At 38.9% G+C, this 17128-nt stretch carries 17 protein-coding genes and 1 riboswitch; of the genes, 15 read left to right on the top strand and 2 right to left on the bottom strand.

The genetic code is table 11. The features are described from left to right. Positions 1 to 108: 108 nt before the first annotated feature. Entirely contained in the window at positions 109 to 516 is a 408-nt protein-coding gene (locus JNUCC25_RS23765; protein WP_013059411.1) for a DUF350 domain-containing protein, read from the top strand. A 151-nt stretch (positions 517 to 667) separates the two neighbouring features. Here the strand turns inward: JNUCC25_RS23765 and JNUCC25_RS23760 are convergent, their stop codons facing one another. Further along, positions 668 to 1774 (bottom strand): 5-methyltetrahydropteroyltriglutamate--homocysteine S-methyltransferase, encoded by a 1107-nt coding sequence (locus JNUCC25_RS23760; RefSeq protein ID WP_029320047.1) that lies wholly within the window; start codon positions 1772 to 1774, stop codon positions 668 to 670. Between the two features lie 212 nt (positions 1775 to 1986). On the opposite strand from JNUCC25_RS23760, the gene JNUCC25_RS23755 reads away from it, so the two are divergent. The 8 genes from JNUCC25_RS23755 (at position 1987) to JNUCC25_RS23720 (ending at position 11309) form a co-directional block, all read left to right on the top strand. Then, the gene (locus JNUCC25_RS23755; protein WP_057274071.1) at positions 1987 to 3684 is read left to right on the top strand and encodes an AMP-binding protein; all 1698 of its coding nucleotides are present in this window, start codon (positions 1987 to 1989) and stop codon (positions 3682 to 3684) included. Between the two features lie 113 nt (positions 3685 to 3797). Next, positions 3798 to 4382 carry a TetR/AcrR family transcriptional regulator gene (locus tag JNUCC25_RS23750; protein ID WP_013059408.1) on the top strand — a complete coding sequence of 195 codons (585 nt, stop codon included), beginning with the start codon at positions 3798 to 3800 and terminating at the stop codon, positions 4380 to 4382. Positions 4383 to 4461: 79 nt separating this feature from the next. Continuing rightward, the gene (locus tag JNUCC25_RS23745; RefSeq protein WP_013059407.1) at positions 4462 to 5235 is read left to right on the top strand and encodes an enoyl-CoA hydratase; all 774 of its coding nucleotides are present in this window, start codon (positions 4462 to 4464) and stop codon (positions 5233 to 5235) included. A gap of 18 nt (positions 5236 to 5253) precedes the next feature. Beyond that, positions 5254 to 6027, top strand: a complete 774-nt coding sequence (locus JNUCC25_RS23740; RefSeq protein ID WP_016765685.1) for an electron transfer flavoprotein subunit beta/FixA family protein — start codon at positions 5254 to 5256, stop codon at positions 6025 to 6027. A 33-nt stretch (positions 6028 to 6060) separates the two neighbouring features. Further along, positions 6061 to 7041, top strand: coding sequence for an electron transfer flavoprotein subunit alpha/FixB family protein (locus JNUCC25_RS23735; protein WP_013085165.1), 981 nt, complete (start codon positions 6061 to 6063; stop codon positions 7039 to 7041). 345 nt (positions 7042 to 7386) lie between these two features. Further along, the gene (gene trxA / locus JNUCC25_RS23730; protein WP_013059404.1) at positions 7387 to 7701 is read left to right on the top strand and encodes a thioredoxin; all 315 of its coding nucleotides are present in this window, start codon (positions 7387 to 7389) and stop codon (positions 7699 to 7701) included. Positions 7702 to 7925: 224 nt separating this feature from the next. Further along, on the top strand, positions 7926 to 9692 hold the full coding sequence (uvrC, locus tag JNUCC25_RS23725; protein WP_454222533.1) for an excinuclease ABC subunit UvrC: 1767 nt from the start codon (positions 7926 to 7928) through the stop codon (positions 9690 to 9692). Between the two features lie 65 nt (positions 9693 to 9757). Next, positions 9758 to 9935: riboswitch (Lysine riboswitch) on the top strand. Positions 9936 to 10076: 141 nt separating this feature from the next. Continuing rightward, complete coding sequence (locus JNUCC25_RS23720) at positions 10077 to 11309, top strand: aspartate kinase (RefSeq protein ID WP_013059402.1); 1233 nt, start codon at positions 10077 to 10079, stop codon at positions 11307 to 11309. 51 nt (positions 11310 to 11360) lie between these two features. On the opposite strand, the gene JNUCC25_RS23715 is transcribed toward JNUCC25_RS23720, so the two are convergent. After that, a complete protein-coding gene (locus JNUCC25_RS23715; protein ID WP_013059401.1) occupies positions 11361 to 11888 on the bottom strand; it encodes a YslB family protein in 528 nt (175 codons plus the stop codon). 489 nt (positions 11889 to 12377) lie between these two features. Here JNUCC25_RS23715 and JNUCC25_RS23710 point away from each other — a divergent pair, with 489 nt between their 5' ends. The 6 genes from JNUCC25_RS23710 to JNUCC25_RS23685 all read left to right on the top strand — a co-directional run bounded on the left by JNUCC25_RS23710 (position 12378) and on the right by JNUCC25_RS23685 (position 17021). Continuing rightward, positions 12378 to 12986 carry a succinate dehydrogenase cytochrome b558 subunit gene (locus JNUCC25_RS23710; protein WP_013059400.1) on the top strand — a complete coding sequence of 203 codons (609 nt, stop codon included), beginning with the start codon at positions 12378 to 12380 and terminating at the stop codon, positions 12984 to 12986. A gap of 29 nt (positions 12987 to 13015) precedes the next feature. Then, a complete protein-coding gene (sdhA, locus tag JNUCC25_RS23705) occupies positions 13016 to 14803 on the top strand; it encodes a succinate dehydrogenase flavoprotein subunit (RefSeq protein ID WP_454222531.1) in 1788 nt (595 codons plus the stop codon). Positions 14804 to 14806: 3 nt separating this feature from the next. After that, complete coding sequence (sdhB, locus tag JNUCC25_RS23700) at positions 14807 to 15580, top strand: succinate dehydrogenase iron-sulfur subunit (RefSeq protein ID WP_013059398.1); 774 nt, start codon at positions 14807 to 14809, stop codon at positions 15578 to 15580. Between the two features lie 63 nt (positions 15581 to 15643). Further along, positions 15644 to 16093, top strand: a complete 450-nt coding sequence (locus JNUCC25_RS23695; RefSeq protein WP_029320056.1) for an acyl-CoA thioesterase — start codon at positions 15644 to 15646, stop codon at positions 16091 to 16093. A 173-nt stretch (positions 16094 to 16266) separates the two neighbouring features. Further along, complete coding sequence (gene gerE, locus JNUCC25_RS23690) at positions 16267 to 16491, top strand: spore germination transcription factor GerE (protein ID WP_013059396.1); 225 nt, start codon at positions 16267 to 16269, stop codon at positions 16489 to 16491. Between the two features lie 203 nt (positions 16492 to 16694). After that, positions 16695 to 17021, top strand: a complete 327-nt coding sequence (locus tag JNUCC25_RS23685; protein ID WP_013059395.1) for a hypothetical protein — start codon at positions 16695 to 16697, stop codon at positions 17019 to 17021. Positions 17022 to 17128 lie beyond the last annotated feature (107 nt).

Here is a 17128-nt window from a genome sequence, read left to right as displayed (position 1 = left end):
CATGGACTATGCTGGGTTTTCTATGTCTTTTAAGAACGATACAAGTAAAGGAAAGAGACCTGTCAGTTCATTACGTCAAGTGTAATATAAATTAGGAGTGATGCAAAAATGAGGGATTTTTGGAAAGACCCGTATATTGAATCTGCCGCTTATTACAGCGTGGTTGTCTTGAGCATTGTCGTCTTTCTTGTTGTGTTTGAGCTCGTTACTAAGTATAAGAATTGGGAAGAGATTCAAAAAGGAAATATGGCTGTTGCGATGGCAACAGGTGGGAAAATATTTGGATTAGCTAATATTTTTCGCTATTCGATTGAGCATAATGACAACTTGTTAAGAATGCTCGGATGGGGAATATATGGGTTCGTTCTTTTACTAGTCAGCTATTTTATTTTCGAATTTTTGACGCCAAAATTTCGAATCGATGATGAAATTGAACAAGATAACAGAGCCGTTGGGTTTATTTCACTTGTTATTTCAATCGGTATGTCCTATGTAATAGGAGCAGGGATAGGATAGGAGAGAGTCATGGAGAAGTTAGCGAAAATTTTACTCGTTTTATGCGGAGTGTTTATGCTTATTGGTCTTATCTATTTATCTATATAGCTTTTCCTAACATTATGATGACAGCAAAAAAGCTGACCTTAAAGCAGGTCAGCTTTTTTAATGATTACTTCCATACGTCTTCAGTAATTGAAATTACGTGCTTTACTTTATCCCACTGCTGTTCTTCAGTTAGTAAATTTCCTTCTTCTGTAGAAGCAAATCCGCACTGGGGACTTAAACAAATTTGATCAAGAGAAACAAATTCTGCCGCTTCAGCAATTCTTTTTTTCACTGCTTCAGGATCTTCTAAATCTCCAAATTTTGAAGTGATAAGACCAAGGACAATCTGAAGATCATCTCGCTTTACATGTCGAAGAGGTTCGAATCCTCCTGAGCGTTCATCATCAAATTCTAAAAATAGTCCATCTACGTTTAACTGACTGAAAATAGCTTTTGACGCATTTTCATAACCGCCGCTTGCTGTATAAGTAGACTGGAAATTCCCTCTGCAAATATGCATTGTAATGACCATATCATCTGGCTTATGCGCAATGGATTCATTGATCGCATCCGTAAAACGTTTCAGTAATTCTTGGGGCGTGAAACCTTTTGAAGCGATTTGTTCTTGTCCTTTTTCTGAGAAAAAGACTGCCCACGCAGTATCATCTAACTGTAAGTAGCGGCATCCGGCATCATAAAATGCTTGAATGGCTTTTTGATACGTTTTAACTAAATCAGCAAAAAATACATCCGTATCCGAGTAAGCAGACTCTTCAATATGACCTCTGAAAAACAGCATATTAGGACTTGGAATGGTGAACTTAGCTACGTGTTTTTTTCCAGCAGCTTGATGAAGAAATTTATAATCTTCAATCATAGGGTGGTGATTAAAATCTAGTTTTCCAGTCACTTTTATACCGTGAGCTTTTGTTTGGACTCCGTGAAACTGAATTCCCGACTCTGCTTCGTAAAGTTCTACGCCAACAAGCTCTGACAGAAAATCAAAGTGCCACCACGCACGGCGAAACTCACCGTCTGTGACGGCTTTTAATCCAATTTGTTTTTGCTTTTCTACGAGCTTACGAATTTCTTCATCTTCAATTGCTCGAAGATGCTTCTTTGTCATTTCCCCGTTTTCCACTTGTAATCGTGCTTGCTTGATACGCTCGGGACGCAAAAAGCTTCCAACGTGATCTGCTTTGAACGGTCCTTTAGTCAATGTTGTTGTCAATTCATACAGCTCCTTAAAAAAAATCTAATTTTTATTATATACAAAAAATTCGGATAATGTACAGAGGTAAATCCAATTTTTATTTATTACGCTGCAGGATGAAAGAGTGATTAGGTAGGAAAGAGAACATTCAATAACGATTGCATCTAAAAAAAGAATGAACTATAATTTTAATTAGAAAATTCTAATTTTTTATTTTTTTGAGGGAGAGGATGCGTGTGGAATCCACCGAAAAGATATGGCTTTCTCAATATCCAGATGAAATACCTGCTAGGCTTCATTATGAACAAAAAAATTTAGCACAGCTTTTTGAAGAAGCAGTTCAAAAGGATCCTAAAAAAAGCGCAATCTATTTTCTAGGGAAAAAAATGACGTTTTCCCAGCTGCATCAAGATTCTCTGAAGCTGTCATCTTACCTTATTAAACTGGGATTAAAAAGAGGGGATAGAGTAGCCATTATGCTTCCAAACTGCCCTCAAGCTGTCATTTCCTTTTATGCTGTTCTTCTTGCCGGAGGAGTAGTCGTTCAAACAAACCCTTTGTATACGGAAAGAGAGTTAGAGTATCAGCTTAATGATTCAGAAGCGACCATGATTATTGCACTCGATTTGCTATATCCGCGTGCAGTAAAAATGAAAGCGTTAACAAAGATAAAGCACGTAGTCATCACCTCTATTCAAGATTATCTCCCATTTCCCAAAAACATAATTTATCCATTTATTCAGCGCAAGCAGCAGAAGATAAGCGTGGATGTGAGTCATACGGAGACTACTCATTTATTTAAACGTATTATAAATGAATCCTCTCCCGCAGTATGTAACGCTGAGGGAATTTCAGACGAAGATATCGCGATTCTACAATACACCGGGGGAACAACAGGTTTTCCAAAAGGAGTCATGCTTACTCATAAAAACTTGGTAGCTAATGCAACGATGTGTTCACATTGGTTATACCGCTGCAGGCACGGAGAAGAAAAAGTGCTTGGAATTATCCCGTTTTTTCATGTGTATGGTTTAACAACGGTTCTTGTTCTATCGGTTTTGCAAAACTATGAGATGGTTCTTCTGCCTAAATTTGATGCAAAAACGACGCTCAAAACCATTCATAAGCAGCAGCCTACTTTATTTCCAGGTGCTCCGACAATTTACATTGCATTATTAAACCATCCTGATTTAGCAAAATACAACCTATCTTCTATTGATTCATGTATGAGCGGTTCGGCTCCACTTCCTGTGGAAGTGCAGGAGCAGTTTGAAAAGCTCACCGGAGGTAAACTAGTGGAAGGATATGGATTAACGGAAAGCTCTCCTGTTACTCATGCTAATTTTCTTTGGAAAGAGAGAATACCAGGAAGCATTGGAGTGCCTTGGCCAGACACAGATGCCAAAATTCTCTCGTTTGAAACAGGTAAAGAAGCTGCTGTAAGCGAAGTAGGAGAAATTGCGGTTAAAGGTCCTCAGGTCATGAAAGGATATTGGAAGCAGCCTGAAGAAACGGAGGCTGTTATGCGAGACGGATGGTTGCTAACAGGTGATGTTGGCTATATGGATGATAAAGGTTATTTTTATGTAGTAGATCGGAAGAAAGATATTATTATTGCCGGGGGATATAATATCTACCCTCGAGAAGTTGAAGAAGTATTATATGAGCATGAAAAAATTCAAGAAGCTGTAGTGGTGGGTGTTCCTGACCCATATAGAGGAGAAACGGTGAAGGCTTACATTGTATTAAAAAATGGTGTAAGATGTACTGAAGAAGAGTTAAATGAGTTTTCTAGAAAGTATTTAGCTGCTTATAAAGTTCCGCGCCTTTATGAATTTCGAAATGAGCTTCCCAAAACAGCGGTCGGTAAGATTCTGCGACGAGCGCTGATTGATGAAGAAAATGAAAAGCATAAAAAGGCGACGTAATCGATCGTCGCCTTTGATTTTTTTTACTGAAACATAATTGACAGATACTTGCGGTTTCTTTATTATAAAGATATGAATGAATAATCATTCATATTTTAAAGGAGCGTATAAGATTGAGAAGAAATAAGCCAAAGTATAAACAGATTATCGATGCAGCTGTAGTAGTAATAGCAGAAAACGGATACCACAATGCTCAGGTTTCTAAAATTGCTAAGCAGGCTGGAGTTGCAGACGGTACGATATATTTATATTTTAAAAACAAAGAAGATGTCTTGATTTCCTTGTTTCAAGAGAAGATGGGACAATTTGTAGAAAAAATTTATGAAGAACTGGCGGGAATTGAAACCGCGGCAGAAAAACTTCATGTGTTAATTGACAAACATTTTTCGTTTCTAGCGGAGGATCATCATTTAGCTACAGTGACACAGCTCGAACTGCGTCAATCGAACAAGGATTTAAGATTGAAAATTAACGATGTATTAAAAGATTATCTGACTCTCATTGATTCTATTTTGCAGACAGGAATCGAAACGGGTGAGTTTTCTGAAAATATAGATATTCGGCTTGCGCGACAGATGATTTTTGGAACGATTGATGAAACTGTCACAACATGGGTAATGAACGATCATCGATATGGTCTAATAGAATCGGTAGATAAAGTCCATTCCCTGCTGTTAAACGGCTGCAGCGGCTCATAATCGTAAGTGAGCCTGCTGCTCCCCTGCGAGGGGAAAAGCGCAAGGTAATGAAAATAGAAAGAAAGGGTGGCGTAAACAAATGGAGATTATCCAGGTTGAAACTGTTGATGCAATAAGCTTCATTACGTTGAATAGACAACCTGCTAACGCTTTGTCTCAAGATTTATTAAAAGATCTTTCAAGTGTTTTAAAACATTTAGAAGATAGTAAAGAGACAAGGGTTATCGTTATTAAAGGTGAAGGGAAATTCTTTTGTGCCGGGGCTGATATAAAAGAATTCACATCACTTCAGCAGGAAAAAGAATACGAGAAGCTTGCTGTTAACGGTCAAGAGCTCTTTGAGTATATTGAAAATTACCCAAAACCAGTGATTGCAGCTATTCATGGAGCTGCTTTAGGCGGAGGATTGGAGCTTGCTATGAGCTGCCATATCCGTTTGGTAACGGAAAATGCTAAGCTGGGCTTGCCTGAGCTTCAGTTAGGAATTATACCAGGATTTGGAGGAACTCAGCGATTGCCTCGTTATGTAGGAGTTCATAAGGCTTGTGAGATGATGCTGACAAGTGATCCAATATCCGGAAGCGAGGCAGTGGAGTTAGGATTGGCAAATGCAGCTTTTGAAGAAAGTCAGCTTATCAATGAAACATTTTTACTTGCTAGAAAAATTGCCAAAAAAAGCCCAATCTCTGTTAAAGCTACCTTGCAGCTGCTTCAGCATGTAAAAACAGATGCTTACTACAGCGGCATTAAAAAAGAAGCGCAGTTTTTTGGAAGCGTATTCAAAAGCCGGGATGCTCAAGAAGGCGTAGCCGCTTTTATTGAAAAGCGCCAGCCTAAATTTTTAGGAAAATAAGCTTAGGAGGGGAATTGAATGAATATTTACGTGTTAGTAAAAAGAACATTCGATACAGAGGAGAAACTTTCATTAAAAAATGGTCAAATTGTTGAAGATGGGGCTGAATTTATTATTAATCCTTACGATGAATATGCAGTTGAAGAAGCTATTCAGCTAAAGGAAAAGCATGGCGGGGAGATTACGGTCGTGAGTGTAGGAGGGGAAGAATCAGAAAAAGAACTCCGAACAGCTTTGGCTATGGGAGCAGATAAAGCGGTTTTAATCAATACGGAAGATGACATAGAAGATGGCGATCAGTACACGACTTCTAGGCTGCTGGCACAGTACTTAAAAGAACAATCTCCTGACTTGATTTTGGCAGGAAACGTAGCGATTGACGGAGGTTCGGGCCAAGTGGGGCCGCGCGTAGCAGAACAGTTAGAAATCCCTTATATTACGACGATTACAAAATTGGATATCGAAGGTGAAAAAGTGACTGTTGTACGCGATGTGGAAGGCGATTCCGAGGTTATCGAAACGTCGCTTCCTCTTCTAGTAACAGCTCAGCAGGGACTTAACGAACCTCGCTATCCATCTCTTCCAGGGATTATGAAAGCGAAGAAGAAACCGTTGGTTGAAGTGGAATTGGATGATTTAGATTTAGATGAAGATGATGTAGAAGCAAAAACAAAGACAATTGAAATTTATTTGCCTCCGAAAAAAGACGCAGGACGCGTATTACAAGGAGATATAAAAGATCAAGTGACAGAACTGGTCAATTTACTGCATAAAGAAGCAAAAGTCATTTAATAAGTCAAAAGTCAAAACAATGGGGGTATTGCAATGGGACGCAAAGTGTTAGTTCTAGGAGAAGCACGTGATGGGGGATTACGAAACGTATCGTTTGAAGCGATTTCCGCAGCGTCTACTGTAGCTGATGGTGGGGAAATTGTTGCAGCGTTAGTAGGAAAGGACGTAAAAGCTTTAAGTGAAGAGCTTATTGCGTACGGAGCGAATAAAGTTGTTGTGACGGAGCATGAAGATTTAGCTGCTTACACATCGGATGGTTATGCTCAGGCGTTATTAGCCATCATTGAAAGTGAACAGCCTGAAGCTATCGTATTTGGCCATACGGCTCTTGGCAAAGACCTAGCGCCAAAACTGGCAGCTCGCTTAGACAAAGGACTTATCTCCGATGTGACGGATGTAGAAGTTGGAGGGGATCAAGTAGTCTTCACCCGCCCAATTTATTCTGGTAAAGCATTTGAAAAGAAAATCATGACCGATGCTTTTACGTTTGTCACGATTCGTCCAAATAATATTTCACCGCTTGCAAAAGACGAGGGACGTACAGGCGATGTAGAGGATTTAAATGTTGAAATCAAAAACCTGCGTACAGTTGTAAAAGAAGTTGTACGGAAAGCAACGCAAGGAGTTGATTTATCCGAAGCAAAAGTCGTGATTGCAGGTGGTCGAGGTGTAAAAAGCACGGAAGGTTTTGGACCTCTCCAAGAGCTAGCGGACGTGTTAAATGGAGCTGTTGGGGCATCTCGCGGAGCGTGCGATGCAGATTACTGCGACTATTCTCTTCAGATCGGTCAGACGGGCAAAGTAGTCACACCAGATTTATACATTGCCTGCGGAATCTCAGGAGCCATTCAGCATTTGGCCGGCATGTCAAATTCAAAAATTATTGTTGCCATTAACAAAGATCCTGAGGCGAATATTTTTAAAGTAGCTGATTACGGAATCGTTGGAGATTTATTTGAAGTGGTGCCTCTGCTAACGGAAGAATTTAAAAAGCTGAAAGTACAGTCTGCGTAAGAGGCTGGGACAAAAGTATTTTAGACGAAGTGAAAAACGAACCATTGATCAAGATGTTTGATTAGTGGTTCGTTTTTTTGTTAGGGTAAGCGTAGCTTTCATGTGTGTGGGTCTTTCTAGCAGTTCAGCTCTTGTATACTATTTGTTCGTCTTTAGATGGGATTCATTTCCTTATGTCTCAACCTCATGGAAAACGAAATTTTCTACGTATGTTTTTATGTGAATTGTACAAACTAGAGCGGAGAATAAACAGTATAAATGTAAGCAAAAAGTTAGCAAACCTTATTTGAAGGTGATATACTGTGAGTAGAATTTGGATATTGCATATATTTAGGAGGAATTAAAATGGCTATTGCACATGCTACAGATAAAAACTTTACAGATGAAATTAAATCAGGCCTAGTGCTTGTTGACTTTTGGGCACCATGGTGTGGCCCTTGTAAAATGATTGCTCCAGTTCTTGAAGAAATCGATGGCGAACTTAACGATAAAGTTAAAATCGTGAAAGTAGACGTTGATGAAAATCAAGAAACGGCTGGAAAATTTGGTGTTATGAGTATCCCAACTTTAGTATTATTTAAAGATGGAGAGAAAGTTGACCAAGTAGTTGGTTTCCAACCAAAAGAAGCATTAACAGAATTAATTAATAAACACGCGTAAGTCAAAACCTAGCTCAGGCTAGGTTTTTTCTTTTTCTCCACTTTTTCTCTTTTGGGAATACTTTTATTTAGCGAATATGCGTTCGTTTGTTTTATACTAGATGTAAGGAACATCGCCATAAATCCGGCTTATGTGCATGTATTGTAAGGCAGGAAAGAATGTAGGTTACGCTTCATAAGCGAATGTATAGATGGACAGAGTAAGAGAAGAGGAAGGAGAAAAATATGAACGATTATTTAAAAGAAAAGCTGGCTATTTTACCGGATCAGCCCGGCTGCTACTTGATGAAAGATAAATATGGAACGGTCATTTACGTAGGAAAAGCAAAAGTATTAAAAAATCGAGTGCGCTCCTACTTTACCGGATCTCATGACGGAAAGACGCTTCGACTTGTAAACGACATTGTCGATTTTGAATATATCGTCACATCTTCTAATTTAGAAGCGCTTATTTTAGAAATGAATTTAATTAAAAAGCATGATCCAAAATACAATATCATGCTTAAAGATGATAAAGGTTATCCCTTTATTAAGATTACAGCTGAAAAACAGCCCCGACTTGTTATTACAAGAAAAATAAAAAAAGATAAAGGGAAATACTTCGGTCCTTATCCTAACGTTCAAGCTGCAAATGAAACAAAGCGGCTTCTTGATCGCATTTATCCATTAAGAAAGTGCTCTACCATGCCAGACAGACCTTGTTTGTATTACCATATCGGGCAATGCCTAGCTCCTTGCGTAAAAGAAGTAAAAGAAGAGCAAAACAAACAAATTATTGAAAATATCACGCGGTTTTTAAATGGTGGATATGAGCATGTCAAAACAGAGTTAACTGAAAAAATGTTAAAAGCTTCAGAAGAACTTGACTTTGAACGGGCTAAAGAATATCGAGATCAAATTGCTCATATCGAAGCGACAATGGAAAAGCAAAAAGTAACGTTTAATGATTTTGTTAATCGAGATGTGTTTGGCTATTCTTATAATAAAGGCTGGATGTGTGTTCAAGTTTTCTTTATTCGCCAAGGGAAATTAATTGAGCGAGAAGTTTCTATGTTTCCTTTTTATAAAGAGCCAGAAGAAGATTTCTTAACTTTTATCGGTCAGTTTTATGCCAAAAATATTAAGCCAAAAGAAGTGATGGTTCCAGCAACGATTGATGCAGAGTTGGCTGAGAAATTAGTAGAAGTAGAGGTTCAGCATCCAAAGCGAGGCAAAAAGAAAGAATTAGTAGAACTTGCGTGTAAAAATGCAAAAATTGCGCTCGGTGAAAAATTCTATTTAATTGAACGAGATGAAGAACGCACGGTTGGCGCAGTTGAACGGTTAGGAGAAGAGCTTGGAATTGCCGCTCCTTATCGGATTGAAGCATTTGATAATTCAAATATTCAAGGAACAGACCCAGTTTCTGCGATGATTGTTTTTGTTGATGGGAAGCCGGAAAAGAAAGAATATCGTAAATATAAAATTAAGACCGTGCAGGGACCAGATGATTACAGTTCCATGAGAGAAGTGGTTCGCAGAAGGTATTCCAGAGCATTAAAAGAAGGTCTTCCGCTTCCAGATTTAATTGTTGTAGATGGAGGTAAAGGGCATTTGGCTGCGGTGCAGGATGTTCTCGAAAATGAATTGGGACTTTTAGTGCCTACAGCAGGTCTTGTCAAAGATGATAAGCACAGAACTTCGAATCTGATGATTGGCGAGCCTCCTCAAATCATACCGCTTGAACGCAATAGTCAAGAATTTTATTTGCTTCAGCGAATTCAAGATGAAGTTCACCGCTTTGCGATTACCTTCCACCGTCAAGTGCGCTCTAAGTCCGCTTTTCAGTCTGTTCTGGACGACATTCCGGGAGTGGGAGAAAAGCGTAAAAAAGCTTTGTTAAAGTATTTTGGTTCGGTGAAAAAATTGAAAGAAGCAACGGTTGAAGATATTCGAAATTCAGGTGTTCCTCAAAACATTGCTGAAAAAATTTATGAAACATTGCAAAAATAGTCTTGAAATAATAGAAAATGTTTGATAAGCTATTAACTAATTTCATACGACACTTCATCAAATGAAGTGAAGATAGAGGTGCAAATTTAATCAGTACGTATCAGGAAGGGTATGAGCCCTTATGAATGATGCGGAAAGGGAAATTTGCCGAAGTGAACATTACCTCATAGTAATGATTGCTGGTTCTGCGTTGAATAAACGTAGGATTGTCAAGATGTAGATTCTTGGAGAGCTATCTCACGGCAGTGGACGGTTATGTTTTATAATTTTCGTTCGTTAAGCAATGAGAGCTCATCTCATTGCTTTTTTTATTGTCTGAGTAAAAAAATTTAGCTTCTCATCATCCTGCATATGCAAATTTATTGAAAAGGAATGAACAAAATTATGGCATTAATCGTTCAAAAATTTGGTGGAACATCTGTTGGTTCTGTTGAACGTATTCAACATGTAGCAAACCGAGTTATCCAAGAAGCAGAGCGCGGTAACCAAGTAGTCGTTGTTGTATCGGCAATGGGCAAAACCACAGATGCACTGGTGAAATTAGCAAGTGATATTACGGACAGTCCAAGCAAACGTGAAATGGATATGCTTCTTACAACTGGAGAACAAGTGACGATTTCCCTGTTAACAATGGCCCTTCAATGCAAAGGGTATGAAGCAACTTCGCTAACAGGTTGGCAAGCTGGCATCCAGACGGAAGCAGTTCATAGCAATGCACGAATCCAGCACATTGATACAACTCGTATTCAACGTCAGTTAGATAGCGGACGAATTGTAGTAGTAGCTGGATTCCAAGGCTGTTCAGAAGATGGAAGCATTACAACATTAGGTCGAGGCGGCTCTGACACGACGGCAGTAGCTCTTGCCGCGGCGCTAAAAGCTGCAAAATGTGATATTTATACAGATGTAACAGGAGTGTTTACGACAGATCCGCGCTATGTAGAAGATGCCCGTAAGCTTCACTCTATTTCATATGACGAAATGTTAGAATTAGCTAATTTGGGAGCAGGGGTGCTGCATCCGCGCGCTGTTGAGTTTGCAAAAAATTATCAGGTACCGCTAGAAGTGCGTTCAAGCTTAGAAAACGAGAATGGAACGATTGTTGAGGAGGAAGTTTCAATGGAACAAAACTTAGTCGTAAGAGGAATTGCGTTTGAAGATAATATTTCACGCGTGACAATTGAAGGGTTAAACAACGAGTTGCAAACTCTTTCTACTATTTTTACAGCATTAGCAAAAGAACAGTTAAATGTGGACATTATTATTCAAAACGTAACGGCTAATAATCGTCTATCCATCTCATTTTCTATTAAAACCGTAGACGTAGAAGCTGCTCTTGCTGTCTTAAAAGAATATAAATCTACTTTAGGATATACGCGTATCGAACATGAAAGCGGTCTGGCTAAAGTGTCGATTGTCGGATCTGGTATGATTTCAAACCCAGGTGTTGCAGCTGAAATGTTTGAAGTGCTGGCAGGAGAGAAAATTGAAGTGAAGATGGTCAGCACGTCTGAAATTAAAGTATCTACAGTTGTACCGCATGCTGATATGGTAAAAGCAGTTGAGACGCTTCACGTAGCATTCGAACTAGAAGAACAGCAGGCAGTGCAAGTATAAAGAAGAGAAAAAAGACGTGGTATCTCCACGTCTTTTATATATACGTATTTTTTACTTTTTATAACGCTCCGCGCGTGTTTCGGTAGGTAAAATATCTTTTCGGTCCCACTGCACGGAAATCAGCACTTTTCCGTTCTTTTCTTTATGTGTTAAGTAGGCTTCTGTTAGGCAGTTGTTTTGCCGCTGAATCTGTTCAGCCACAAATCCTGACTCAAGATGAAACGAACAAGTTTCCTGCTGAAATCTTTTGCTGACCACATCACCTGATAACTCAAGCTCTAGTGAATATTTATCTTTTTTTGCAAGCGTCAGTGTTCCCCAGGAAGCTGCTTTAAAAAAAGCGACGATTTCATCCATTGTATTTAATGGGTATTTCCGCGCAAGGTGTTTTCCTGCCCAGTATGAAATGGTATTCGTTTCGTCTCCAAGAAGCTCTGGAATTAACACGTCACGCAAAAGGCTGTATCCGAAATATGAAACGTGATCAAGAGTTCTCTCTGTTTCAGCTGTGACATTAGGTTCTGATGTTTCCATCGTCTCTTCAAGTTCTTGCTGTGATTCTGTTTGTAAATTGCTCATGCTTTCCCCTCTTTCTTTACTACTATTATATACAAATCTAAAAAACCTCTCACGCATTTTTTTAATAAAATGTAAGAGGATCTTTATTATGGTAAAAAGAGTTAGATGTAAAGATAAAAAATCCATAATATACCTTTTAAAAGGGTACTTTTACCTGTGTAAATGTTTTGTGAACTTGTTTACAATAAAAGTATAAAGTAAACGCTTACTTAGTTGTGGCAAGCAATATTATAATAGAAAGAAAAAATCTGTAACATCAATATAGTAAGCGTTAACAAATATAAAATTTTATAAATTTATATTTTATAGAAGATTTAAATATCTTGCCTTGACGCTCTTAATCGATGGGAGTAAAATTAACCTGTCACATACTTTATTAGGAAATGCAAAGGTTTTCATTTCCTATATTCACGATTAATCTATTTGTCTAGTGGGAGTAAGAAAGTTCTTCACAAACTATGTTCATTTAACTAAGGGGGGTCTACGCAGATGGCGGCAAACAGAGAGTTTCAATATCGGAGAATCCATTCATTACTTGGGGTAATACCAATCGGGATTTTCTTAACACAGCATTTAGTTGTGAATCATTTCGCGACAAAGGGAGAAGAATCATTTAATCAAGCAGCTCACTTCATGGAGAGCTTACCTTTCCGCTATGCTCTAGAAATTTTCATTATTTTCTTACCAATCGTTTTTCACGCAATATACGGTCTTTACATCGCATTCACTGCTAAAACAAACGTTAACAACTATGGGTTTTTCCGTAACTGGATGTTTATCCTTCAGCGTGTTTCAGGTGTAATCACACTTATCTTCATCACATGGCACGTATGGGAAACCAGAATACAAGCTGCGCTTGGAAAAGAAGTAGATTTTCAAATGATGGAACGAATTTTAAGCAACCCGGCAATGCTTGCATTCTACATAGTTGGTGTTGTATCTACGATCTTCCACTTTGCAAACGGTCTATGGTCATTTGGAGTTAGCTGGGGGTTAACTGTAACACCACGTTCTCAAAGAATTTCAACTTATGTGACATTAGCAATCTTCTTAGCACTTACATTTGTAGGTGTTCGTACATTATTCGCATTTGCATAAAATTAAGGTTTTGAAGGAGTGGGGTTCCGATGAGTAACGGAAAAATCATCGTAGTCGGTGGCGGTTTAGCTGGCTTGATGGCAACAATAAAAATTGCTGAGTCTGGCAAGCAAGTAGATTTATTTTCACTAGTTCCGGTAAAAAGATCTCACTCAGTTTGCGCGCAAGGTGGAATCAACGGAGCCGTAAATACGAAAGGTGAAGGGGATTCACCATGGGAACACTTTGATGACACAGTGTACGGCGGAGACTTTTTAGCCAACCAGCCACCTGTAAAAGCAATGTGTGAAGCAGCTCCTGGCATTATTCACTTACTTGACCGCATGGGTGTTATGTTTAACCGTACTCCTGAGGGTTTGTTAGACTTCAGACGATTTGGCGGGACGCAGCATCACCGTACGGCTTTTGCTGGAGCAACAACGGGTCAACAATTATTGTACGCATTAGATGAGCAGGTTCGTCGCTATGAAGTTGCCGGACTTGTGACAAAGTACGAAGGATGGGAATTCTTAGGTGCTGTTCTTGACGATGAGCGCAGCTGTCGCGGAATTTCTGCACAGAATTTAAAATCAATGGAAATTAAAACGTTCCCAGCTGACGCGGTTATTATGGCTACAGGCGGACCTGGAATTGTTTTTGGAAAATCGACGAACTCAGTTATTAATACAGGTTCAGCGGCATCTATTGTGTATCAGCAAGGTGCATACTATTCAAACGGAGAGTTTATTCAAATTCATCCAACTGCTATCCCAGGAGATGATAAGCTTCGTCTTATGAGTGAATCTGCTCGTGGAGAAGGCGGACGCGTTTGGACATATAAAGACGGTAAACCTTGGTATTTCTTAGAGGAAAAATATCCTGCATACGGTAACTTAGTACCTCGTGATATTGCAACTCGTGAAATTTTTGACGTCTGCGTAGCGCAGAAGTTAGGAATTAACGGAGAAAACATGGTTTATCTGGACCTTTCACATAAAGATCCAAAAGAGCTAGACATTAAACTTGGAGGTATCATCGAAATCTATGAAAAATTCATGGGCGATGATCCGCGCAAGGTACCAATGAAAATTTTCCCAGCCGTACACTATTCAATGGGCGGTTTATGGGTAGATTACGATCAAATGACAAATATTCCTGGCTTATTCGCAGCTGGTGAGTGTGATTATTCACAGCACGGAGCGAACCGTTTAGGAGCAAACTCATTATTATCAGCTATTTATGGTGGTATGGTTGCCGGTCCTAAAGCGGTTGAATACATCAATGGTTTAGAAAAGAGCGCAGATGCTATTTCTTCAAGCGTATATGATCGTCATGTGAAAGAAGAAGAAGAGAAATGGAACAATATCATGAATCTTCAAGGTACAGAAAATGCATACGTTCTTCATAAAGAGCTAGGGGAATGGATGACTGACAACGTGACAGTCGTACGATACAATGACAAACTGTTAAAAACAGATGAAAAGATTCAAGAATTAATTGAACGCTATGATCGTATTAACATTAATGATACGGCTAAATGGAGTAATCAAGGGGCAACATTTACTCGTCAGCTGCAAAACATGCTTCAGCTTTCACGTGTTGTAACGCTAGGAGCTTACAACCGTAACGAAAGTCGCGGTGCTCATTATAAGCCAGATTTCCCAGATCGTAACGATGAAGAATTCTTAAAAACAACAATGGCATCTTTTGTGGATAAGAAAACGGCTCCTTCTTTCCATTATGAAGAGGTAGACGTATCGTTAATCAAACCGCGTAAGCGCGACTACACAAAGAAAAAAGATGAAAAACCAAAAAAACAACAAGAGGGGGTTCGTTAATCAATGAGTGAACAACAAACAGTCCAAAAGACAGTGCGCTTCATTATTACACGTCAAGATTCAGCTGAATCTGCTCCTTACAATCAGGAGTTTGAAATTCCGTATCGTCCGAATATGAACGTTATTTCAGCACTGATGGAAATCAGACGTAACCCTGTTGATGCTTCAGGTAAAGAGGTTGCTCCGATAAACTGGGAAATGAACTGTTTAGAGGAAGTATGCGGAGCCTGTTCAATGGTCATCAACGGTAAACCTCGTCAGTCATGTACGGCTCTTGTTGATAAACTAGAACAGCCAATTCGCTTACAGCCAATGAAAACATTTCCTGTGGTTCGTGACTTGCAAGTAGACCGCAGCCGTATGTTTGATTCACTAAAAAAAGTAAAAGCCTGGGTTCCAATCGATGGCACATACGATTTAGGTCCAGGACCGCGTATGCCTGAAAAGAAACGTCAGTGGGCGTATGAGTTATCCAAGTGTATGACATGTGGCGTTTGCTTAGAAGCTTGTCCAAACGTAAACGACAAGTCAAACTTCATCGGTCCAGCACCGCTTTCTCAAGTTCGCTTGTTTAATGCCCATCCAACCGGTGCGTTAAATAAAGGAGAACGTTTAGAGACGATTATGGGTGATGGAGGACTAGCGAACTGCGGGAACTCTCAAAACTGCGTTCAATCATGTCCAAAAGGAATTCCATTGACTACTTCAATCGCAGCTTTGAACCGCGATACAACAATTCAAGCATTCAGAAGTTTCTTTGGTAGCGATCAAGTATAACCACTCAAAACCTCTCCACGCGGAGAGGTTTTATTTTGTCTATGACGAATGGAGGAAATACAGATGAATAATATTTCGTATATTGAAGACATGGATCATTGGAAAGAGTCATTTTCGTTTAAGCAGGAGATCAAGGTAAGATTTTCGGAAACAGATATGTTTGGGCATTTAAATAATACGGTTCCTTTTGTTTATTTTGAACAAATACGTACGGAATTCTTTCACCATATTGGCTTTATGCAAAAGTGGACGAGTGAGCATGAGGGAACGATACCGGTGGTGGCTGATTTGCAGTGCGATTATGTCAAACAAGTGTATTTTGGCAACGTGCTATCTGTTTTTGTAAAAGCTCATAGAATTGGACGTTCGTCGGTTGATTTACACTATATGATTCAAAATGAGCAAAGAGAGGTTGTACTCACCGGGAGAGGAACAATGGTGCAAATTTCTAAAGAAACGGGAAAAAGCGTGCCTTGGAATGAAGAGATGAAAAGGTGTTTATCAAATATATGAAAATGGCTTGAAGGCTCTTTCTTCAGGCTTTTTTCTTTTTTAAAGGTAAAAAAGAGTTTTTTGCATATTTTTTCTAAAACTAGTAACCGCGTAGGCATACCGCACATAAGATATGTTGACTAAATTTACACCCATCCGATAGTTCAACTCAGGATCAGGCAAGGAGGGTTACATTGAAAGAAAAAGAGTTTCAACCTAAACCGCTACTTACAAAGCGTGAACGAGAAGTATTCGAGCTTTTAGTACAGGACAAAACAACAAAAGAAATCGCGAGTGAACTATTCATTAGCGAAAAAACAGTTCGAAATCATATTTCTAATGCGATGCAAAAGCTTGGAGTCAAGGGGCGTTCTCAAGCAGTCGTAGAACTCCTTCGAATGGGAGAACTTGAACTATAACATGAGCTGGCTTTCTTCTTAGAAAGCCAGCTTTTTGTATATTTTTTTAAGTGTCGCATACATATCTAAAAAGAATGACGTTAAGAAAATATTATAAAAAAGGTAAATCTTTATAAAAAAAACTTATTGTTTGAAATTGAATTTCAGAGTACGTATACTTTTAAGTAAGGAGATACTAGTTCAGAAGAAAGAGAGGTGAGATGATGAAAAATGTATGGATGAGCTTATTGTTATGCATGATATTCTGTTTGCCTTTTGCGAGTTTGCCAGATAAATTTATTGATAACGACTTTGAAAAAGTGAAGGTCACAAAAAGTTCGGTTCAGCATTACACGGATATTGTGCACATGTCTCCAGGAGCTAAGCACAGCGTTAAACAAATAGGATCCCTCATACAAAGCGTGATAGTAACTTTTGCTTTAGTATGGACGAGTGCCAAACTCATCATTCCGACGCATCAAATTGCGTATTTTATCCTCAAGAAAACACTTTTTTATCCAAAAATCTTTCAATCAAGTTACCTCAATTAAATAAAAAAGGTTGAAATTTCCACAGCCTTTTCTTCAAACCTAAAATTACCAACTATTCTTAGGCTTATTTGCTATGCGGATTTTCTATGCAAATAACGCGGCAAAAT

This window comes from Priestia sp. JNUCC 25 (genome assembly GCF_053667915.1).
This window is presented reverse-complemented; position numbering and strand designations above follow the sequence as displayed.